The sequence below is a fragment of the Saccharothrix stipae genome, from assembly GCF_054781895.1.
This window is the reverse complement of record NZ_BAAGTN010000011.1, coordinates 75,577-98,030: the sequence shown is the minus strand read 5'-3', so window position 1 is coordinate 98,030 and position 22,454 is coordinate 75,577. Positions and strand designations below refer to the sequence as shown.

The following is a 22,454-nucleotide window of genomic DNA, read 5'->3' as shown; positions in this document are numbered from 1 at the left end:
ATCGATGCCGCGGACGCCGAGGCACCGCACATCCCCGGTGATTCCTCCCGACGCCGGAGCAAGCGCCTCGCAACCATGACCGCCGGACATCGGCGGAAGCGGTCGTCGACCGAGAGCACGACGGCCACAACGGCTATCCGCCTGACAGCCCACCTCGCGCAGCGCCCCATCCCACGAGCCCGGCTTCGGCCGGCGCCGTGGGGCTCTCGCCGCGCGCAACCCCACCTCGCCCACAGTCACTTCCCCACCTTCCAGGAGCCACACACCGCCATGCCCTTCAACCCCGACACCGGCATCTGGGACAGCAGCTACAGCCCACCGGAACCCCGCGACCTGCCCGCCGTTCGTCTCTACCTGCGTGAGGTCTTCGCCCAGCCGGAAGCACTCGCCTTCCACACCACGATGGTCAGGCAAGGCCGCTTCTCACTCGACCTGATCCGCTCACCCGACCCGGAACAGGCTGCGCGGCTCATCCTCGAAGGGGAACGCGAACGCCTCGCCGAGGCCGCCCTGTACTGGGTCTCCCCGGAGATGACCCAGGTCGCCACGACTGCCGCCAACACATTGCCCGAGGATCTGCGCGTCGACGAAACCCACCAGCCCGCCGAGCAGGGGTTCATCGTCTTCACCGAACCCATCGGCTCCTACATCGGCGACGCGCTGGGCGACCGACGAGTCGACATCGCCGCCGCCTCCTGGGGCCCACTGCCGGGCGTGCCCGACGCCACCGGGGTGACCTTTTACAGCGTCCGCGACCTCGACTACGTCCGCCACGCCCTGCCCCGAATCCTCGGCCGGCCACCCAAGCGTGCCGAACTCGACGCCGCATTGAAAGCCACACCAGAGTGGCTGTGGGACAACGAGATCACCCTGCACCATGGCAACACCATCGCCGACCTCAACCTCATCGGGGAGCTGAGCACGCTCTTGGTCGGCCAAGCCGTCGTGCCTTGGCTGAAGGTCCTCTACGCCGCATGGCTGCTGATGACCCAACCAGGGATCAGCGAGACCGAGCAGATCACCCCCAATCGGCGCCTCCAGCGCCGCGAGGCCCGCGAGGGTGTGCGCACCTCCGAAGTCCGCATCGTGCACGTGCATCGCCGACACCGCGACAAGCCCACCGACAACCGGCCCGCCGGCACCGGTGAGCGCCAGTACACCGTGCGGTGGCTGGTCCGCGGCCACTGGCGCAACCAGGCTCACGGCCCCAACCGGTCCCTGCGCCGCCTCGTCTGGATTGACCCCCAGATCCGAGGCCACAAGGACAAGCCGCTCAAGACCGGCCACACCGTCCACGTCTGGGACCGGCCAGCGAGCAGGTAAGACACCCTACTGCACGACACCCCCGGCGGCATGGCCTCATGACCCGATCACAGAGCCCGGCCACGACAACGCCCGACACCGAAGTCGTTGTACTGCACGACCGGCCCGTCAGCTCCCACGGCCGCACCCGCGACTACGTCCACCCGGACCGGCGGGTCGTGCAAGTGCCCGACCGCACCTGGCCCGCGGTCTGCACCTGGGACTCGCCGACCGGCGTGTGGTTCGACCGCCACGGCCGCCCGGTCGACTCCGTCGAGTCGAATCTCGCCGCAGGCCTCTTCCTGCTGTGTCCCGGCTGCGGCCTCGACAACACGTAGGCAACCTCGGCGACGGCGCACGGACCCCCGGCACCCAGGTCGACGGGCTCCGCATGTCCGTTCGAGTCGGAGAAGCAAGCCCTGTGACAACACGTCCGTTCTTCCATGCCGAGGCGGCCCGTACTCGACCGACCTCACACAGTCCCCGCCGTTCGGGCTGCTCAGGCACGCGCCTGATACGAACCCACGCCGAAAGGGCCAAGACGTCATGAACAACTCCGCTGAGGAGCCAGAAACCCGCATCCGGCACCTATCGGCTACCAACGCCGATCGCGGCCCATCCACTCCGACCGCCGAAATGACAGGCCCGGACGCGGCCGAGTTCGCCGCGGCGTCACCGCCGCACTCCCGGCTCGGCCTGTTCTGCCACGCCGACCAGCTGTACTTCCTCTCGGTTCCCAGCGATGACGACGAACTGGCTCTGCTGCCGATCAGCTTGGTCGGCGACCCCTACGCCGACCGCATCCACGTGGTCCGCGGAATCGACTTCTGGGTAGGAGACCGAAGCCTCCAGAACCACCCGCCCAACACGATCGCCAGCATCCTGCTCGACGACCTGCTCGGCGACATCCTCACTGGTGAGGTCGCCGCCGATGAAGACGACCTCACCTTCGTTCGAAGGCTCCGCGTCACAGGCGTGCCGAGAGTCGCCGGCCCATGCCTACTGCTGGGACGCGACGAGACGACCGACACCAGCACAGGGCTGCCAGAGACGTTCCTCGACTGGTTGCGACGCAAGGCGGCGCAACCAGTCGTCGACCCTGCCGAGAAGCTGACCGCAGGCGACGGAGCAGACCTGGATAAGTAATCCGCGGTGTTCCGACTTCGACTGCGTTGACCACCGACCTCCGCTCCAATACCGACCCGCCGGGCGGAGCACCGACACGCACAAGGAGACCATGACAGACTCCACCGCAGGACCCTGTCCCCGGTCGTCCCCCGTTGGGCGACCTGGCACCGATGTGTCCAGATTGCGGCATAGGCGTCAGCCAACCGCACGTCGTCGACGAGACCGGCGGCGGCGACACCGCCACCTGCCCGGTGACCGGCTGCCAATGGGTGATGTGCGACGGCAAGCACGACTGCTGACGCGACCTCTGGACCGGATGGCTGCCCGGGGACCTCTTCCCTGTCAAGTCGGCGTGTTGAGAGATCTTGAGGGCTGCTGTGCGGCCTGGGGTGGGTGACCGCCGGCGGGCTACCCAACGGATCGCATTGGCCTGCGGAGAGGCCCTACGCTCCGCCATAAACGCACCGTCGGTGACGCGAGCGGCTCGCGGCAGAAGAGTGCGTTCCCGCTGACGAAGGAACGTCGTTGCAGGTGTGGGCCGGTCGGTCCTGATCGCGCGGTGGAACTCGACCCAGGATACTTCGGTCATCTGTACGAAGGCTTGCTCGCTCACAATGACGGCGTCTGCAGGCGTCGGGCATATGAAGCCGGGCCGGTGTGCGGGCGCGGGCGCCACAGCACCTTACGCCACCGTGGCCACGACCTCGACGCCGTTCTTCACCTTCCGTGGCGGGCCCGCTTCAGACCACTGCCGAACGTGGCGCGGGCGTGATGAGTGCGCGAGACTGCTTCGATGGTTTCCGAATACGCCCAGAGCGACCAATTCCGCGGTGCTCGTATCCACCTGTGCAACCTCTCCGGCCTCGAGATCCGCGATTGCGAGGTGAACGATCTGAAGATCGTCGACTGCTACGGCAGCGACGTCTACCTCGGTGGCCACTTCGAGCGCCTCGTCGTCAACGACGTCGACGTGACCGCCTACGTCGACGCCGAGCTCGACCGCCGGCACCCCGCGCGGGCGCTGGCGCGGAACGCGGCATCCCCCGAGGACTACCGGGCTGCTTGGGACGCCATCGAGACCCTGTGGGACGCGACACTCGACCGAGCGCGGCAGTTGCCCGCCGCCAAACTGCACGAGCAGGTCGGCGGAGAGTGGTCATTCGTCGAGACACAACGGCATCTGCTGTTCGCCTGCGACGCCTGGCTCGGCAACGCCGTGCTCGAGGAGAAAGCGCCCTACCACCCATTGGGCTTCCCGGCCGGGGGGACGCCGCCGGACGAGTCGGCGAACCTCGGCCTCACCCTCGAAGCCACCCCGACGCTCGACGAGGTGCTCACGCCGCGGCTCGCCCGTATGGCCGCGATGCGGCGTGTCGTCGACGGGCTGACCGCGGCCGAGCTCGACCGGGTATGCGGTCGCAAACCAGCGGACATGTATCCCGACCAGGAGTACGTCGTGCGCCGCTGCCTCAAGGTGGTGCTGAAGGAAGAAGCCGAGCACCACCGATACGCCGTGCGCGACCTAGCGGTGCTCGAGGCAGGTGTGCCTGAACGGCAGTAGTTCCCGCGTGGACCCCCAGCGGTGCGGGACGCACCGGGCCGCGAAAACCTGCGGAACTTTGTGGACTGCCCGTACAGGCTCAGCAGCGGATCCACCCGGTAGTCCGGCGACAGGAAGAGCGGGTCGCCCGCCCGCACCCCCACCTGATCTTCCCGCACCGGCAGGTCCTCCCACCCCGCCAGCAGCCGCCGCCGTACTCCACCCCGCACCGCATCCCGCGGCACCCAGCACTCGCCAGCCCGTCATCCCACCGTCCCTTGTGAACTGCATCAACACGCACATTCAATAGGGAAGACCTCGACTGTGAACTACTCGGTTGGATGATCGCCCCCGGCTTCCCCGACCTCAACCGGCTCTATACGCAGGGCATGTGGGATCCGCAGCGCTGTCTCTGGATCCCACGCCCTGAAGCCGACCAGCAGTAGAGCTTGCGCGCCCAGCGGGAGGTTGATGGGGAGGTGTGGGCTCTCGGCGATCGGCCATGCACGGTGTGCGCTTCGCCCGCCGAGAAATGCCCGCGGCCAGATTGGCCGAGACCGAACCAGGTCGACCATCGAGCCGAAATCGCACCACGACACACCATCGGCCAAGAACCAGCCGCAGGCGAACGCGCTCACACTATGGGAGCCCGGCCGGAGGTCGGTGGGCAGATGGTTGGGGGCGTGCCCAGCCGAAGCCAGGCACGCCCCCGGTCACCCCGCAGAAGCCCGAAGGCTTACCACCGCCAGGCAGTGGCTCGACCAAAACTACGGGGGACACAGCACATCAGAACCATGCAGGCTCACAAGGGCCTATTCCGATGCGCTACGAGGCGTAGTATAGCGGCCCAACGGATCATCATCACAGCCCTGGCGGCGCGCGGCATCGCCGCCATCTCCAAGGCCCTGAGCTGCCGTTTTGCTATCACCGTAGCTGCGTACGCGGCCCGGCGAGGCGCACCTTGGCCGCCGCGCGTCACCAAGCCCCCTCGTGCCCTGAGGGTGTCATGCCGCTACGGCCGCATCAAGGCACCCAAAAAATTCTTCTCCGCAAGCTCCGAAGAATTATTTCGGGGCCCACCTTGACCCGACCTACGCGACACGAAACCAGCACTACGCGAGGAGGCGGAGGGAAAAGGGTTGGCCACCATTCTTCGAGATGCTCGACAATGCGCGGCACTTGCGTTAGTTGGCGCAAAAGCACAGGTCAGGACACTGAGAAGGTGGGATAACACTTCCGCAACGACAATGCTCATGTCATTGCATCATCTTGCGAAATGGCCAATCTGGCCATTAAGATAGAATCGCAAGACACGCCGGGAAGACCAAACCCGGCGTACATGCGGATCACAATTCGAGGTTATTCATGTCGCAGCTCACGTCTTTTTCCGATGCACTCAACGATGCCGCCGCCTTCGTTAGGGGTGGCGACCGCGCAGCCGCCAAGCGTCACGTTCGCGCCGTACTCGACAACGCCGACCCCGAGACGCTGGCCCTGATGGGCAAGTGCGCCGCCACGCTCACCAGCTACCCCTACCGCATCGCCATCGCCAAGCTCCGCAACGCGTGGCAGCGAACCACCAACCCCGAGCACCGCGACATCATCGCCGCCTGTGTCCCCGACCAGGACCCCGGCCTCTACCGTCCCGACACCACCAGCGCGCCCCGCTACGGTCGCGGCAACTACCAGGCCCCGCGCGACAGCAGCACCCGCTACGACCACAGCGCCCGCCGCACCGTGCCTCAGCAGCGCACCCGCGCCCAGGCCGAACCGCGCACCGTCACCGAGTACGCCGACACCCGCGCCGGAGTGGACGACGCCCCCGCACGCGGCGAACGCCCGATCGCCTACGAACTGGATTACGACCGCGCCGCCGTTGCCGATCTGCGCACCCGCCCGTGCGTGTGGTGTGCAGGGGAACGCGCCGTCATCGACGTCTACACCGACCGCTTCAGGGCCGGACACGGTGACGACGGACTGTGCACCGAGTGCCGTTCGCTCAACCGCCCCGGCATTCCCGAGCTGCACACCGGTCACGCCTACGCCGACACCATCCGCGCCCGATGCGACTACCACGTCACGCACAACGGCATGCCCGCCGTACGCGCCGAGTGGCGACGCGCCATGCAGCAACACCGCCGCCTCACCGCCACCACCATCGAACAGTGGGCGAAGGACTACCAGAACCGACAGGCCACCGTCACGATTGCCGACGGCGTACCCCGCTGCGCCCACTGCGACGCCAACCTGAACAGCACCCCCAACCCCCACGACGTACCCAACCAACACGACGAGCGCAACGCCCCGCATGACCCGCGCTACTGCTCCCGCACCTGCGCCAACGCCGCCACCGCCCCCGAGGACGCCCCCGAACCGCAGCCCGAGCCGGAGCCGCAGCCGCAGCCGGAGCCGGAGCCGGAGCCGGAGCCGGAGAACGTTCCCATCAAGGACAACGGACGTTGCGGGACGTGCGGAGACGTGAAGCAGGTTCGACAGGGTCTGTGCCTCGACTGCCGGCGGTTGGAGCAGGAGACCGCCCAACAGCCGCACACCGAACCGGTGGCCGCCTAACCCGCTCAACCACGGCCGGCGGACGGGAACAACCCGTCCGCCGGCACCCGCGGCGTGCCGGGTGGCCGGCATCGAGCCGGCCACCCGGAAAAGCTGGCCCCACCCACCCACCCCCGACCGCCTCACGGCGACATCGAACCCGCCTGCGGCGGGTACTCACCCCCGCCAACCCCCACATCTCCCGCACCGAAGCGATGCCCCCAACCCATCGCAAGAGCACCCCCGACACCATCATGACCGGACGACACCCCGCCACTCGACGCGTGTTCATCGGAACCGCTCACCACGTCCGGCTCACCACTGACAGCGACGCCGATGACGTCCTCACCATCACCGCCCTCTCGCTCGGCGTCATCCTCCGGTTCATCCGACTCGCCTCCAGTCGACGCCGACCGCGCCAAGCGCACCAGCGACGCAACCATCTGATCGGACATCCCCGCGTAGCGCGCCAGCTCCACCTCGTCGAACACCTCCAGCGCCGCCGCGACCGTCTGCGCCAGGCCAACCCGGGCCACCTGCTTCTTCGCCCGCTCGGCCTCGATGTCCTTACCGAGCTGCTCGCGCAGCACAGCGACCCGCTCACGGTGTCGCTTCCGCAACCCCGCGATCCGCTCGTCGCTACTGCGCTCCACATCCTCGGCCGCCTCAGCGGCACGGGCGACATCCCGGATTCCGGTCGTCCGCCGCCGGGCTCGCCGCCTGTCCTCCTCCGCCACCTGCCGGGCGATGTCCTTCGCCGACACAGCCATGCTCCCGACCTCCACTCCGCACGGTCCCCCTGGGAGCACCACCACCGTAAACGCCACTTCCCCCCAACTCCAGAAAAAACACATTTCCACAGCGACACAGACCCGCGCAGCGCAACCGATCCCGTCTGTCCTTTCGGTACCTTTTCGCTCAACGAAAAGTCGACATCGGAACGCCCACCGCTTTCAAGCAATACAAGATCAACTGATTTGCACTATGGTATCCACGAGGTTTCCGCATCAGGGCACCAAGCCGGTAGCGGTCATCTCGGCCCCCACGCCAAGAGCCGAAGAGGCGGCAGGTCGTACAGCGACGTCGCCGAGCAGCGCGCGGGGAGGTCGTCGCGTGGCCTACGTCAAGCCCATCGGCTTCGACCCAGTGGAGATCGACTACCGCCTCGGCCGGCACAGCTCGTGCAGCGGTTCCGACCGGGAACGGCCGCTGTCGGCACACCCCAAGGGTGGCCCGGCGGGCCTACTGTGGATCGGACGAGGGCTGCACGAGGTCGGCATCACCCCGCTGAGTCCACTGACCCATGACCAGTTCCCCCAAGCGCGGACCCTCGCCACCGGGCACCATCCACATACTGGCGAAGTACTGGTGGAGCCCAAGAAGGCCGTCCCGGAGGATGCCAAGCTGCCGATCTCGCCGCTGGTGCGCGCCGTGCACGGGATCGCCAACCAAGCCGGGGTACTGGTGTCCGAGGTGCTCGCGGAGCACAAGCTGCGGGACATGTTCGCCACCGCAGAACGGGTGTGGCGGGCCGACGGCGAGACCGCGCGCCTGCGTGCCGACCACGCAGGTCTCATCCTCGACGCCATCGGACTGGCACCGGACGACGTCTGGCAATCCGGTGCCTTCACGCGAGCCACGGCGAACCTGTTCACCATTGTCCAGACCACCGGCCACACCGGAAAGCCGCGAAACAAGCGGGCGCCGCGACGCGTCATCACCGGCAACGCCGCCTACGACCTTACCGTCGACATCCCCAAGAGCGACTCGACCTTCCTGGCCATCGCCACCCCGGAGCTGGCCGCGCAGGCGGAGCCGATGTACCTCCAGCAGGTGCTGCGCACCTTCGACTGGCTCGAAGCCCGCACCGCCTACGGCATGCGCGGCAAACACGGCCAAGGCAAGACAGCCACCACCGTCCCTGGATCCGGCTTCCTGGGTTGGGCAATGGTCGAACGCACCGCCCGTCCCGTTACAGGCATGCCGGTGGGCGATCCGCACTGGCACGTTCACCTCACCCTGTCCAACATGACCCGCGGCATCGAGGACGGCAAGTGGAGCACCATCGCCGCCGGAGGGCGCGATCTCATCCGCCACGCCCCGGTGGTGCAGCACATGGTGCACGCACTGATCCGCTACCAGATGACGACTCGGTTCAGCGTGCGCTACCACCGCAGCCAACGCACCGGACGCTGGGAGATCGCAGGGATCCCCGACGAGACACTGAGGCAGTTTAGCAAGCGCAACAACGATATCCGCGCCCTGCTCACCCGTCTGGGACACGACCCGCAGACCGCGACCCGCGTCCAACAGGACCTCGCGGCCCGACTGACGCGCCGCCCCAAGCACGCACCGGGACGTTCCCACGGCGACTACATCGACGCTCCCGACGCCACGCTCCAGGACATCTGGCAAGGACAGGAACTGGCCGCCGGACGCGACCCTGCCGAGCAACTGCGACGTGTTCTCGCGGGTGGTCACCTGCCCGAAGACAGAGAGCAGCTTGAACCCGAACCGGTCATCACCGCCGAGACCATCGCGCGCCAACTACTCGACCCGGCCGCCGGTCTGACCTCGCACAGCCGCCGCTTCACCCGCGCCGACGTATTACGCCACGTCGCCGACGCGATGCCCGGCGGCTACGAGTCCCCCGAGGCGATCGAGGCCATGACCGACCGGGTCCTGGCCCACCTTGACTTCGTCCGGCTGCCCCAAGGCGCGGAGCTGGTCCACGGAGTGGGCGCGAAGCGCTCCCTGGCCGCGCAGCACATGGCCAACGCCGAGCAGTTCACCACCACCGACGTCGTCGAAGCCGAGAAGATCATCCTGCGCGCCGCGAAGGCCAGCCACCCCGAACAGTCACCAGTCCGCGTCACCGACCCGGACCTGCTGCAGATGACATTCGACACCGTCGAAGCCGGTCAGGGCTACCCGCTCTCCGACGAGCAACTCGCCGCCGTGACGCGCCTGGCGACCGACGGCCGCATGATCGACACCGTCAACGGCGCCCCCGGCACCGGCAAAACCACCCTCCTACGCGCACTGCGCACCACCCTGGAAGCAGCTGGCTACGTGGTGGAGGGCACGGCCAGTGCCGCCGTCGCCGCCCGCAACCTCCAGGCTGAATCCGGCATCCCCTCCCGCACCCTGGCCTCGCTGCTGTTCACCGCCGAGGACCTGGACAGCACCGCACTCACCGGCGTCGACGTGCTTGTGGTCGACGAGGCCAACCTCACAGACGACCGCGCCCGCGCCCGCCTGTACCGCCGAGCCACCCGAACCGGTACGCGCATCGTCGAAGTCGGCGACAAACTTCAGCTGCGCGGAGTAGGCGCGGGCTCACTGTTCGGGCATGTTCACCGACTCGTCGACGGCCCCGATCTGGTCGACAACAGAAGACAGCGCGACGAGGATGAGCGCGAAGCCATCGCCCTGTGGCGCGAAGGCCGCTACAGCGAAGCCCTCGCGATCTGGATGCTCAACAACAGACTGGTCGCCACCGACACCACCTCCGAAGCCACTGCCGCCATGCTCGCCACCTGGGCGCAGATGCGCACCGGGGCACCCGACCCACACACCGAGATCCGCGGCCTGGTGATGCTCAGCGCCACCCGCGACATGGTCGACCGGCTCAACCACGGCGCCCAAGCCCTGCGCCTGGCCGACGATGAACTCGGCCCCGGCCGCACTTATTCGTTGCGACGCGGCGGCGAGATCCGCTTCCACATCGGTGATCACGTGCTGATGCGCATCAACGCCGTGCAGCGCCGCACGTTGGCCGACACCGACGTCCTCAACGGCTACCGCGCCGTCGTCACCGCCATCACCGACGACGGCACCCTCACGGTCGAGTGGCAGGAGGACACAGCGGATGGCCGCGCCGCCCGCTTGGGCAGGCTGACCCCGGAGTACGTCGCCTGCGGCGGTGTCTCGCTCGGTTATGCCATGACCGTGCACAAGAGCGAGGGTCTGACGGTCGGTGACCAGTGGCGCGGGCCCAATGGCGAATGGTCCGGCGGCACGGTGCTGTTCCACGCCGCCGGAGCCGACAACCCCGCAGCCCACGTCGCCACCAGCCGCCATCGCAACGCAGTCCACCTCTTCGCTCCGCTTGACGCGCTCGACACCGAACGCGAAGTCACCGCCCGGCCCGAGCTGCGCACCCGCGCGGAGCGGATGGAACGTGCCGTGGAGAAGCTCGCCCGACGTGCCCGCGCCACCGAGACCTCACCCGACGACGTGCCCGTCGTCGTCCAACTGCGGCTCGCCGAATTCCGCGGCCTTACCGACGCGCAAGCCCGCGAACAGCACGCCCGCGACGCCGAAGCCGCCGCACGCGAAGCCCACCGACGCCGCCGGGAACGCGCCGAGCACAGCGCCGAAGCCAAACAGGCACACGCCGAACGCGCCGAGCGGGACCAACGGTCGCGCGACCGCGCGGCGACCCTGCTGCGTGACGTGTGGCGTCACGAGCCCGACCTGGTGGAGCGGATCATCGCCGCGGCCGCGTTCACCACCGTGGCCCGGCGGCTGGCCGAGATCGAGAACTCGGCACTGGACGTGCACGAAGTGCTCGCCCAGGTGCCGCTACACACCGTCGCCTCCGGCGCCGTCACGGACCCCGCGGCGTTCACCGCGTGGGCCGTGCGCGACGCCGCCGAACGCCTCGCCGACGGCCTCGTTGACCGCGAGCACGAACAAGCCGAACGCCGACAGCAGCGGCAATTGATGCGCGACCAGGTCGCCGACCTGCTGCGCGAGACTTGGACCGCACGCCCCGAACTGGCCGAAGCCGTGATCACCAGCTCCACGTTCGACGCCGTCGTCCGTCAGCTCGACCACCAAGCGGTCGGTGGCCTGGACGCCCGCACCCTGCTCGGACGCGTACCGCTGGCGAAGGTTGGCCACGATAACGTCGACGACCCGGCCCGCCTCACCGCCTACTTCATCAAACGCGCCGCCCGCGCCCACCAGTGGGAGGTCGACCAGGCGCAGGGTGGCAGCGACCGGGCGGGCGCCGAACGCCACCGCCGCAGGGTCGCCACAGAACACCTGCGCCGAGCCTGGGCCGACTACCCCGAGACCGTCGACCTCGTCGCAAACGGACCCGCGTTCGGCGCACTCGCCCAGCGCATCGAACAAGCCGCCGAAGCCGGCATCGACGTAGACGCCGTACTGCGCCAGGTTCCACCCATTGAGGTCAGCGCACGCTGGGTCAAGAATCCCTCGGCGTACACCACCGCCGCCTTCCAACGCGCCGCTCAGCATCAGACCCAGCCCACCGGTCCCGAACCCGCTGCTCTCGATCGACAATCACAGGCCCACGAGCCTGAACCACAGCGCATGCCGCGCTGGACCGATCGCGAACACGGCCATCACGACGACGGGCACCTGCGGCGCCTCCTCGCCGTCGAGCAGCAGCGCCTCGAAGCCCTCGACCGAGCCGTCGACGAAGCCCGCCGCAACGCCGAAGAGCTACGGATCCAGGTCAACACCGAAGCCGGTCCCGCCGTGCGGGCACTCGACGAACACCTGCACCGGCTACGCGAGCAAGCCGATCTGGTGCGTCAAGCAGACGACCTCGAAACGCGCTGGCACGCGGCCTTGGAACGCGCGGAGAAGGCCGCCGCCGACCGCGCCCGCACCGAGCACGCCCTCGACACCCTCGGGCCGCTGGCCCGCACACGGCGCGCCGAACTGTCCGAGCAGGTCGAACGGCACACCGAGGTGGAGGAACAGGCGCACGCGCACGCCCGTGACCTCGCCGCGCAGGCGGGGCGACTGCACGAGCGCACCGGGCCGCCCGAGCAACGCCGCCACACCGTCGTCCGCGCCAACGCCGCCGAGAAAGACCACGAGCACGCGCGTCCTAGAGCCCACCAACGCGACCTCGACGCCCTCACCATCGCCCAGGACCGCGCCGAACGCCTCGCCGCCGAACACGACAGCCTCACTCAGCGCATCGACGGCCTGCGCAACGAAGTCGAGCTGCGCGACCGCCAACCCGAGCATGTCCGCGAGCGAGAACGACAGGAACGGCACACCGAACTTGTTCCGGCGCACGACCGAGCCGGTCGCGCGCCCGAGCCCGCCGGGTACCAACCCCACATCGGCGACCCTGAACCACCGCACACCGGCAGCGAGATCGAGCCGCAACCTGGCGTCCGCTAGCGGACCACCGAGCAGCTCACCCCGCGGGCGGCGTACGGAGAACAGGTCGTGCTCCGGGATCAGGTTGCGGTGGGCGTGGGCGGCGGTGCCCGCCTTTCGTGCGGACGAGTTCGAACGGTCGGGTGAACTTCGCAGGCACCGGCCGGTATCCGGTGGTCATGGTGCGACGCTGCGATTCGCCGACCAACAACCAGGTCGAGGAGGTGTTCGAGATGGTGGCACCCGAACCTGAGGTGCGTAACACGGCATCAGGTGCTGCAGGCCACGTAGTGCAGGTCGGGGTGGTCCACGGTGATGTCCACCTGCACGCGGCACCCCCTCAACCGACGCAGGTGATTCCGCGTCAGCTCCCTGCCGCGCCAGCGCTGTTCGCGGGACGGGCCGCGGACCTGACCGAGTTGGACCGCGCCCTGTCCACCTCCGTACCCAACAGAGTCGACATCGCCGTGCCGGGACAGGCTTCTGCCGACGTGCTCGTCGCGGGCGCGACGGTGATGGTCTCCGCGATCGGCGGGGCCGGAGGCATCGGCAAGACCTGGCTGGCCCTGGCCTGGGCGCACCGCCACCTGGACCGGTTCCCCGACGGGCAACTGTTCGTCGACCTGCACGGGTTCAGTCCCGCAGAAGAGCCGATGACGTCCGGGGCGGCAGTGCGCGGGTTTCTCGAAGCCCTCGGCGTCGACCCCAACCGCATGCCGACCGACTTGGACGCCCAGTCCGCGCTGTACCGCAGCCTGGTCGCGGGCAGGCGGATGCTGATCGTGCTGGACAACGCCGCCACCGTCGACCAGATTGTCTCCCTGTTGCCTGGCAGCCCGACCTGCACCGTGCTGGTCACCGGCCGCCGCAAGCTCGCCTCGTTGATCGACCGGTACGGTGCCCGCCACCTGCGACTGGGCGTCCTCACCCAGGCCGAGTCGCGCGCCCTGCTGGCCGCACGCCTCGGCACCGACCGCGTCGCCGCGGATCCCGAGGCCGTCGACGAACTCGTCGAGCTGTGCAGGAGCTACCCGCTTGCTCTGTCGGTCACCGCCCGCAATGCCGCCACCCGCCCCGGCATCCCGCTGGCCGAGATCGTCGCCGAGCTGCGCGACCTGGGCCTGGAGATGCTCGACCACGACACCGACCCCGCCGCCAGCCTGCCCGCCGTACTGTCCTGGTCTCTACGCCACCTCACCGACGAACAGCGTACCTTGTTCGGGCTGCTCGGCATCGCGCCCGGACCCGATACCACCCTTCCCGCCGTGGTCTCCCTCGCCGACCTGTCCCTCGCCCGCGCACACAAGGCGCTCTCGGCGCTGGAAGAGGCGTCGCTGGTTGAACGGCGGCCGCACGGCCGGTATGCGATGCACGACCTGGTCCGTGACTACGCCGCCACCACCGCCCATGGTCTGGCCAAGCCTGTGCTGAAAGCGGCGATGGAACGGGTGGTGGACTTCTACCTACACACCGCCCACGCCGCCGACCGCCTCCTGGAACCCCACCGCCAACCGATTTTGCTCGACGAACCGGCTCCCGGCACCCGTCCCCATCCGATGTCCGACGTGGCGACCGCCATGGCGTGGCTGGACGCCGAACACCTCCACGTACTGGCCGCCCAACACACCGCCGGTCTGCACCACCGGCACCACGTCGTGTGGCAGTTGGCCTGGACCATGACCACGTTTCACTACCGGCGGGGCCACCGCCACAACGCTGTAGTCGCGTGGCAGGCCGCTCTGGATGCCGCCACCCACCTGAATGACGCCGTCATCACCATCCTCGCTTACCGGGGTCTCGGCCATGCCTGCACCAGGCTGGGACGGCATGAGGAGGCGACCAGGCACCTGCGCCGGGCCTTGGCCTTGGCCGACCACCACGACAATCCCGTCCAACAAGCCCGTACGCACCGTGACCTCGCGCGGGACTGGGAGTGGCAAGGGGACGACCGGCAGGCCCTCCGGCACGCCCGGCGCGCCTTGAACCTCTACCGCACGCTCGACCACCCCGTGTGGGAAGCCGACGCGGCCAATCAGGTGGGCTGGTACGCCGCCCGCCTGGGCGACTACAACACCGCTCGCGACCACTGCCAAGCCGCTCTCACACTGCACCAACATCATCACAACCCCGCTGGTGAAGCCGTCTCACTTGCCAACCTGGGCTACGTGGCCCACCACACCCACCGACATGAACGGGCTCTGGACTGCTACGAATTGGCCCTCGCCCTCCTCTGGCAGGTGGAAGACGGCTACAACGTGGCCACGACTTATGATCGAATGGGGCAGACGCACGCGGCCCTTGGACAACATGAGCATGCCCGCAAGGTGTGGCGGGAGGCACTGGAGCTGTACCGGGAACAAGGCCGCGACACTGACGCCCAACGTGTCCAACAGCAGCTCCACGACCTCGATAGCAGCGACGAGGTCGATCCGGACGATCCCTGCCAACGTGTCGCCGGCGACGCTGACGGGCCCTTGTCGAGACCGGCGTCATCGGCCAGGAGCAACAGCCCGTCTCGGCAAGCCGCACCATAGGGTTGCGATGACCACCGCCGTCCAGCCCTCGACGGTCAGATACGAAATCCGCTCAAGGTGATCAACGCGCGATGCCTTGCGCGGTGATGACCTTCGAGTCCATCGCGAGCAGGCCCGCGCCGGGTAGCGCGACCCACCCGAAGCACCGACCGACAAGGTCACACCTCGGTATGGTCGACCGCTGCCGGGCCGTTGGATGCGGTTGGGCGTGTCCGGCGACGCAAGATCCGCCTTTCAAGCCCCCGCTCCCACACGGTGAGGCGAGTCGTAGACCCACAGCCTGTACGAATCACCCAGGTTGATCAGATCCTTAGCACCCCGTTGTTGGTAAGGTCGTATCCGGCTCGAGCGTTGAACCTCATCTGGGAGGTCGGGCGGCGCACCTTGCGGGGCGCCACCCGACCACATCGCGCTACTTGAACAGGTCGATGATCTGCCCGATCAACGCCACGACCTGGACAAGGGTACCCAGAAGGACGCTGGCCTGATCGGAGCGCCAACTCCGATCGGGCTTGCGTGCACCCTCCGGTTCGTCATCCTTTTCTGGATAATCTTGATCCAATCCGCACCTCCGTCGATCACCTCGTTACGAGGCGAGCCGCTTGTCGACTCACGTGTTGTCGACAAAGCTCGAAGGCATCGTAGATTTGATCTTACGGAGGCAGCACAATCGAACTGTCGCCCGAAAGCCCTGTCTCCGTCAGGACTCAACTTCGTATGCGATCTTCAGTGCAGAGGGCGGTTTTGTCCAAGCGGCCACCGAAGCCAGCCGGGATTGCCGGGTCGTCGTCGGCGAGGTAGCGGACGCAGCTGTCGTAGCTGCACTTCGACAACTCCAGCGCGCCGACGCCCCTCGGCCCGCTTACCGGCCGCGACCCGGCCCATCGCCGTGACGGTTTCCCGTGCTCCTCGCCGAAGGTGCGGCGGTGTCGATCCTTCAGTTCCATATTCGGCGGGTCGCCTCGGCGTACCGGCCCTGCGCCCGGATCATGACGCCGTACCAGCTCATCTGGCTGATGAGCACTGCTTGCACGAGGCGGTGCAGCTCGATGGAGTTCGTGCGGTGGTCCACGCGGACGAGTGCGAATCGGTTGATGTCGCGAATTGCCTCGTTGAGCCGCAAGCGGTCGCGCAGCACCCGGGACAGCTCGTTCGGCACACCGGTGATGTTGCGGCTGTAGGTGAACATCGCGCGGTTGATCGGCTCCGGCGCCAGGAACGCGCACACCTGGAGCAACCGCAGCGCCGAGGGGTTCTTGCGCTTGAGCTCGTTGAGCGACAGGTCCCACATCGCCGCCACCGACTCGGGGTAGTCGAGGGTGGTGGTGACGTTCAGCAGCTCCAGCTGTTTCTCCGCGAGGAGTTCCAGGTACTCCGCGGCGGGCATGCCCGTCTCTACACGCCACGCCGCCACCTGCGCGATGGCTCAGTCGCTGCCCCAGTTCCACCAGCGAGTTGACGATCTTGACCGACCGCTCGGCGGGCACCCACCAGATCAGGTCGAAGTTCGCGCGGTTCCGATAGGCGTACTCGATGGCCAAGTGCGACTTGCCCACACCTCCCATGCCGTGGAGCGTTTCGGGCAGCACGGCCGCTGTCCCGCCCCGAACCAGACGCCGTTCGAGCTCCTGGAGGAGGTCCGCCCGCCCGGTGAAGTTCACGTTCCTCGGCGGTACTCCGCCGAAGACGGGCGATGCGAGAGTCCTTCTCCTTTCTTCCTGCTCGACGGCAGTCACCTCTGCTCCTCCTGCATTTCGCTCGACATCGACCGTGTCCTCGCGAACATGCGTTCGGGCACGTTCATCAGCCCGCATATCCGCGCCCGCGTCATCATTCCCGACCGTCGGCGACCGCTCGACTCCGGGGTCCTTGGCTGACGATTTTCTGGGGAGATGCAGCCCTGACCAGGCCCTACGCACCGCTCGCTCCGCTTCCGCCACGTGCGGCGGCGGGCTAATACGCGAAGCGGTCGAAATCGGCTCCTCGTCCAGCGGCCAATCGAACCCGGCCACCACCGGTTGCTGTTCATCCAGGTAATGGCGGACCACCTTGCGAACCCGCTCGGTGTCGACCCGACGTCCGTATGCGAGCAGTTCCTCCCGAATACCATCCCGCACGAACCTGAACACCACTCGATCTTCGCCGTCTTCAGGGCCGCCGGGCACGATCGCCACAAGGGGGCCGCCGAGGAATTCCGACAGGGCCGCCCGCCCGGCTTCCGGGTGCAGCACCTCGAGGATGCGGACGAGGAGGGGGATCTCCAGTGGCGTGACGGCCCAGTGGACCGCCAAATCGAACACCACCGACACGTGTACCGTCACATCCTTCCGGTGCGGGCACGACACCTGGGTTCGGATCGATAAGCCGATTCAATGCCAATGCGCCCGGAATCAGGGAACCATGGCTTGGACACCACCCTAGCGCCCGACCGCGGCGTCAGTGCGCGTTGACGAAGTGGATCGATTCCGAACGGGGGCGATAATCGGGGATATACCGTGGAATCGACTACTCTCTCACCATATTCGAGTAAACAGGAGGCTACGCCTACCAGGTGAATTAGGAACCGCTGTGCGTCTGGTATCGGGGGCACGCCCGCTGGGCATCAGATACCTCCCTGCGAACCCCAACCAGAGGTCAGGGGTTCCGGTAGACGCTCTGCGTCATCCCAGAGGACGGCAAGACTTCGGCCCGCGCGCGGCCCATCTGACTCATTCGTCAGCAGTGCTTCGCGGCGCAACCGGGCCAACCGATCGGGCAACCGACGGACCTCGCCTGCGGCGAACAACTCGGTCACGGCGTCGTGGAAGTGACTGGTGGAGCAGTCCTCGCGGTCCCAGATGATGATCGGGATCCCGGCCCGGAACAACCGGAGCCCTTCCAGTTCAGCCAGTGCGAGAGCACCACCTTGGCCTGGTCGACCGGGTCCGGGTCGACTTCGAAGACGAGGTGCACCACATCGGGGTCATCGTCGTCGGCCTTGATTTCGTTGCGCCACCGGGCCTGCTCGAACAGATCGGTCACCTCGAACTTCTCCGCCAACCTCCAGTTGTAGCGACGCAACTCGGCCGCCAGGGCGCTGTCCCCGAGATGTCCGGCGAGGCAGTCCACCAGCACCATCGCGGGCAGCAGGGCACCCGAACCTGCGTTGTGGTCGGCGAGGTGCAGGAACAGCGACCACACGGAGCGGCACCGCGCGGGAAGGTCGTCGCAATGCCCATCGGTGGACACGTCGGCCAGGCGACGCAACTCCAGCCGTTCCTCGAACGGGTCGTCGGACAACCGCACCGATCTCAACGCCTTCGCCAACCGGTCCCAGTCCCCCGTCGGCAACGCCCGGAACGCGGCCCACTCGCCCCCCAGTTCGACGAGCCTCGGGATCTCGGGCGCGTGCCGGTCCAGCAACCGATGCAGATGATGAGTACGACGCCTTCATAGATGGCCAGCCGAGAAGCTGCCGACCGCGCAACCGAGCGGCAGGGCTCGATTTGCTGCGAGTAAGGCTTGCAGCCGTCGGATCAATGACCAGTCGGCGCGCGAAATGCCGTACTCGAACGTGCGCTCCCCACGGAGAACCCGAACGAGAAGTGCAGCTCCTGGCGGCGTGCCTCGCCAGAGTCCTTGGCCTGAAGCCGGTCCGCTGGACGAAGTACATCGCCTGGGATGGTTCGCCACGAGGCTGGATGCTCGCCTGCACGGCAGCCAGCGGGGTCGCTGCCCAGCAGGTGGTCGAGCCGCGATCGGAAGCCTGGTAGGTAGCGGAGGTGGTAGTCGCCTGCCATTAGCGGTGTGGTTCTGCGGTCGTGGTGGGTGTCGTAGTAGACCCACACCATGACCGCGAGGTCGTACGCAAGGCCGGGATGCAGCGGCCAGCAGTCGGGGATGAGTTCGCGACTGGTCACGGCGTGGACGACGTTGTAATCGGCCACCCATCGCCGAACCATTCGCTTCAGGGCGGCGGACTCCTCCTGGGATAGCACGCTCCACGTCCACGGCGTGCGTCGGACCGCCGCGGGTTCGGACTCCAGAAGTGCAAGCAGGATCGCCGCATCGTGCTTGGCGGACGGTTCGGGTACAGATGAGGTAGGACCGATTGACTGGCCGGTCACGGCTGGATGCCTCCAACACGGTTGAAGGTGGCTCGCGCTTCGGCCGCGTCCATGCTCGCTCGGCCTCGGCTGCGTTCGCGGCTGCGTGCTTCCCTCAGGACTACGTCGACAGCGGCGACCTCGCAGTGAATGCGGCGGCTCAGGCGGCGGCGTTGGTAGATCGTGGGTGCGGAGGTCACGAACAGCCCTGCCCCGCGTGGTGCAATTACGGCCCGACCATCGGTCAGACGCTGTTGTTCCGACACCGACAGGCTGTCCACCCGGCTGACCTGGTCGGTGCCTCGTGCGCGGGTGCGTTCGGTGAGCGCCGCGTTGCCCGCTCGGGCGGTCAGCTCGGGTGCAACGGTCATGTCCAGCCCGCCGACCAGCGTGACGCTGGCCGAGGCCCGCAGACCGTCTGCTTGGGCGCCGTAGACTTCGTCTTCTTGGCTGCTGCTCTGCACCGAGTACAGGTAGTGGATGCCGTGCTTGCGCATGGTGTTCCCGACGTAGGGCAGGTTGGGCACCACGACGCTGTGCCGCAACTCGTCGAGGACCGCGACGAACGGCACGGGCAGCCTACCCCCAGTATGGCTGAGTGCCGCAGTGCGGGCGGCGATGAACATTTCCGCAGTGAACAGCGACAGCAAGGGCCGCACCCGGTGCACACGGTCGGGATCGGCCAGCACGTAGACGGTGCCGCCCTCGCGAACGAAATTGGCCATGTCGAACGACTGGTCCGGGTCGACGTCGCAGAACGTGCGGCCTTCGCTGCCGATCAGTGCGTTGATGGTCAGGGCGAGGTAGCGCTCGACGCCGGAGGTGGTGCGGTCGGATCGGGTGCTCAGGTGGGTGGTCAGCGCGAGCAGAGCGGTGCGGTCGGCGTGCGGGTGCTCGGCCAGTACCCGGCGCGGGGTGGTGTGCTGGGTGTCGGACAGCCACTGGGTGATCTCGTCGAGGCCGTAGCCGCCCAGCGCCGCCGCGTACAGCCAGGCGGCCAGGACCTCGCTGGAGGAGTTACGGAAGAAGGTGTCATCGTCGCTGCCGCGCCGTTGGGTACCGGCGGTGTCGGAGCCGGCGACCAACGCGTGTGCCCGTCGGGTGGCCACGGCGAAGTCGGCGCACCCGTCGATCGGGTTCCACCGCACCTGCGGGAATCCGGCGGTGAACCGGTGGGCCGGGTCGGAGAAGTCCGCCGCTGCGACCGGGTACTCGCGCATCCGGCGGTGGCGCGGGAGCCATCGCAGCGGTGCCCGCGCCGGGCGTGAGGGGCGGTGGCGGCGGGCCAGCACGGTGTGGGTGAACACCGCAGGCTCGATGCTGAGCACCATCGCCGCGCCGGGCAGGTCGCGGATGATCGGGATCAGTAGGCGCAGGGTTTTGCCCCAGCCGGTGCGGCCGAGGATGCGGATGTTCTGCTCGAAGTGCGCCCACAGCGGCACCCACGGCGCCCACGGCCGCAGTGGTCGGCCCAGGCGATAGCCGAACGCGGTGGTGGGCATGGTCAGGCGGGTCCACCATCGGCTTCGGGGCCAGGTCACGCGGCCTTTGCGGCGGGCCTGCCGGCGGCCGAGCGTGCGCCGCACCTCTCGGGTGCTGGCCAGACCTTCGCGGCGGTATCCGGCCACGGGTGCGACCACGAACGCGAGCCACGCCGCCCACGGGGGCAGGGCGATGGTGAACGCCCAAAGGGGGCGCACGGGCCACTGGATGGTCACCGGCCACCGTGATCCGATCCGATTCGGAGACGCGGTCGGGTCGGCATGCGGAACGCTCGGGGGCGTCGGCGAGACCGTGCCAGAGGTGGCGGTTGAGGACGGAGGCCGGTAGGTCGGCAGGCCGAGCAGCCCTCCGTCACCGCCGGTCGGCGAGTGCAGCTGGAGCCGGGGTGGTCGCCAACCCTGTCCGTCGACCATGGCGAGCAGCCCTGCGCCCAGCCACACGGCCGCGACCGCGCCGGCCAGGGCGAGCAGCAGGCTGGCCGCACGGCGTCGACGTTCCTCCAGCGTCGTGCGGTGTCGTCCTGGGATCACCATGCGCGCACCACCAAGGAGTCGAACCCCGTGACACGGGTGCGCACGAGGCTGACCTTGACGACGCCGCCGCTTTGAGGTGCTTCGACCATGTAGTGGACGCCGTTGAGCGTGCCCAGGTAGAGCGCCACATGGGTCGCCGGGCGTCCCCAGAACAGCATGTCCCCGGACTGGGCCTGTTCCCAGGGCAGTGAGCGGCCGACCTGCTGCTGGTTCTGGGAGACCCTCGGCAGGGTGACGCCGATCTGGGCGAAGGCGTAGACCATCAGGCCTGAGCAGTCGAAACCGACGTTTTCGAAGTCGCCGTGGGCGTCGCCGACGCCACCGTCGCGGATGCCGACAGTGGGGCCGTTGGTGTTGCCCCCGCCCCACGAGTAGCGGGTGCCCAGATAGCTCAACGCAGCGGCCACGACCGTGGCGACTCGTTCGTTGGGCATGGCGAGCGTGCCGAGGATCCCGGCTTCAGCGGGCAGGGTAATGGTCGTCCCGCTGACCATGATGCGGATCGGTCCCGCGCCACCACCCGGCGCGCAGACGATGCCCCCGGTGCCGCCTTGGACGGGGGTGCCCTCGTAGAGCTGGGCAGCCAGCGCGGTGGCCCACCCGTCCCATCGGGCATACCAGGAGGCTCCGGCGCCGGATGCCTGCACGGTCTGCGCCGCGTCGGCCAGCGCGACGGTCGGGTCGTTGTAGTTCGGGACGCGAGCCAGCAGCTGCTCGTAGAACGCCTTGGTGGTGTCGGCGGGGTCGTTGCGGTTGACGTTGGCGTACAGCTCGCCCTGCTGCTGGAACAGTCCGAGGCTGCGGCCGTTGACCGCGTCAGGGTCCAGGGTGGATTCCTGCATGGCCGTGGCCAGGGCTATCGCGGTGCCGCGCTGGGTGATGCCGAGGCCCTTGCCGACGGCGACGATGGTGCGGGCGACCGCCATCTGGTCGGCGCTCAAGGTGGCCTGCACCTGCCCACCATGAGCGGTTTGCTGGGCATCCGGTTGGTTGGTGGGTCGGATGGTGACCGTGCAGCCGCCACGTGGCGGAGCCGCCGTCGCCTCCTGGGCTCCGATGCTGAGCAGCGCGACCAGCAGCAGCACGCTGAACAACGCGACTGTGCCGCCGAGGATGCTTTTGACCATCA

General features: G+C 68.1%; 15 protein-coding genes. 8 read left to right on the top strand and 7 right to left on the bottom strand.

The window, feature by feature from the left end; genetic code table 11:
* Positions 1-270 precede the first annotated feature (270 nt).
* From ACYVLT_RS26575 to ACYVLT_RS26555, 5 genes are all read left to right on the top strand, one after another.
* Positions 271-1,323, top strand: a complete 1,053-nt coding sequence (locus ACYVLT_RS26575) for a hypothetical protein (protein ID WP_461122931.1) — start codon at positions 271-273, stop codon at positions 1,321-1,323.
* Positions 1,324-1,361: 38 nt separating this feature from the next.
* Positions 1,362-1,640: a hypothetical protein gene (locus ACYVLT_RS26570; RefSeq protein WP_461122930.1), complete on the top strand. Its 279-nt coding sequence runs from the start codon at positions 1,362-1,364 to the stop codon at positions 1,638-1,640.
* A gap of 208 nt (positions 1,641-1,848) precedes the next feature.
* Positions 1,849-2,448 carry a hypothetical protein gene (locus ACYVLT_RS26565; RefSeq protein WP_461122929.1) on the top strand — a complete coding sequence of 200 codons (600 nt, stop codon included), beginning with the start codon at positions 1,849-1,851 and terminating at the stop codon, positions 2,446-2,448.
* 775 nt (positions 2,449-3,223) lie between these two features.
* Positions 3,224-3,991, top strand: a complete 768-nt coding sequence (locus tag ACYVLT_RS26560) for a DinB family protein (protein ID WP_461122928.1) — start codon at positions 3,224-3,226, stop codon at positions 3,989-3,991.
* A gap of 1,344 nt (positions 3,992-5,335) precedes the next feature.
* Positions 5,336-6,541: a hypothetical protein gene (locus tag ACYVLT_RS26555; protein ID WP_461122927.1), complete on the top strand. Its 1,206-nt coding sequence runs from the start codon at positions 5,336-5,338 to the stop codon at positions 6,539-6,541.
* A 122-nt stretch (positions 6,542-6,663) separates the two neighbouring features.
* Here ACYVLT_RS26555 and ACYVLT_RS26550 read toward each other — a convergent pair whose 3' ends face one another.
* Positions 6,664-7,290, bottom strand: coding sequence for a hypothetical protein (locus tag ACYVLT_RS26550; protein ID WP_461122926.1), 627 nt, complete (start codon positions 7,288-7,290; stop codon positions 6,664-6,666).
* 343 nt (positions 7,291-7,633) lie between these two features.
* Here ACYVLT_RS26550 and ACYVLT_RS26545 point away from each other — a divergent pair, with 343 nt between their 5' ends.
* A complete protein-coding gene (locus ACYVLT_RS26545) occupies positions 7,634-12,691 on the top strand; it encodes an AAA family ATPase (RefSeq protein ID WP_461122925.1) in 5,058 nt (1,685 codons plus the stop codon).
* Between the two features lie 122 nt (positions 12,692-12,813).
* Positions 12,814-15,204: an ATP-binding protein gene (locus tag ACYVLT_RS26540; protein ID WP_461122924.1), complete on the top strand. Its 2,391-nt coding sequence runs from the start codon at positions 12,814-12,816 to the stop codon at positions 15,202-15,204.
* 937 nt (positions 15,205-16,141) lie between these two features.
* On the opposite strand, the gene ACYVLT_RS26535 is transcribed toward ACYVLT_RS26540, so the two are convergent.
* Entirely contained in the window at positions 16,142-16,591 is a 450-nt protein-coding gene (locus tag ACYVLT_RS26535) for a DUF7779 domain-containing protein (protein WP_461122923.1), read from the bottom strand.
* Between the two features lie 181 nt (positions 16,592-16,772).
* On the opposite strand from ACYVLT_RS26535, the gene ACYVLT_RS26530 reads away from it, so the two are divergent.
* Positions 16,773-17,081 (top strand): hypothetical protein, encoded by a 309-nt coding sequence (locus ACYVLT_RS26530; RefSeq protein WP_461122922.1) that lies wholly within the window; start codon positions 16,773-16,775, stop codon positions 17,079-17,081.
* Between the two features lie 725 nt (positions 17,082-17,806).
* On the opposite strand, the gene ACYVLT_RS26525 is transcribed toward ACYVLT_RS26530, so the two are convergent.
* The 5 genes from ACYVLT_RS26525 to ACYVLT_RS26505 all read right to left on the bottom strand — a co-directional run bounded on the left by ACYVLT_RS26525 (position 17,807) and on the right by ACYVLT_RS26505 (position 22,452).
* Entirely contained in the window at positions 17,807-18,070 is a 264-nt protein-coding gene (locus tag ACYVLT_RS26525) for a VMAP-C domain-containing protein (protein WP_461122921.1), read from the bottom strand.
* A complete protein-coding gene (locus ACYVLT_RS26520; protein WP_461122920.1) occupies positions 17,995-18,606 on the bottom strand; it encodes a hypothetical protein in 612 nt (203 codons plus the stop codon). Before ACYVLT_RS26520 ends, ACYVLT_RS26525 begins: the two co-directional genes overlap by 76 nt.
* A 113-nt stretch (positions 18,607-18,719) precedes the next feature.
* Entirely contained in the window at positions 18,720-19,130 is a 411-nt protein-coding gene (locus ACYVLT_RS26515; protein WP_461122919.1) for a hypothetical protein, read from the bottom strand.
* Between the two features lie 176 nt (positions 19,131-19,306).
* The gene (locus ACYVLT_RS26510) at positions 19,307-21,325 is read right to left on the bottom strand and encodes a type IV secretory system conjugative DNA transfer family protein (protein WP_461122918.1); all 2,019 of its coding nucleotides are present in this window, start codon (positions 21,323-21,325) and stop codon (positions 19,307-19,309) included.
* Positions 21,319-22,452 (bottom strand): C40 family peptidase, encoded by a 1,134-nt coding sequence (locus tag ACYVLT_RS26505; protein WP_461122917.1) that lies wholly within the window; start codon positions 22,450-22,452, stop codon positions 21,319-21,321. Before ACYVLT_RS26505 ends, ACYVLT_RS26510 begins: the two co-directional genes overlap by 7 nt.
* Positions 22,453-22,454 lie beyond the last annotated feature (2 nt).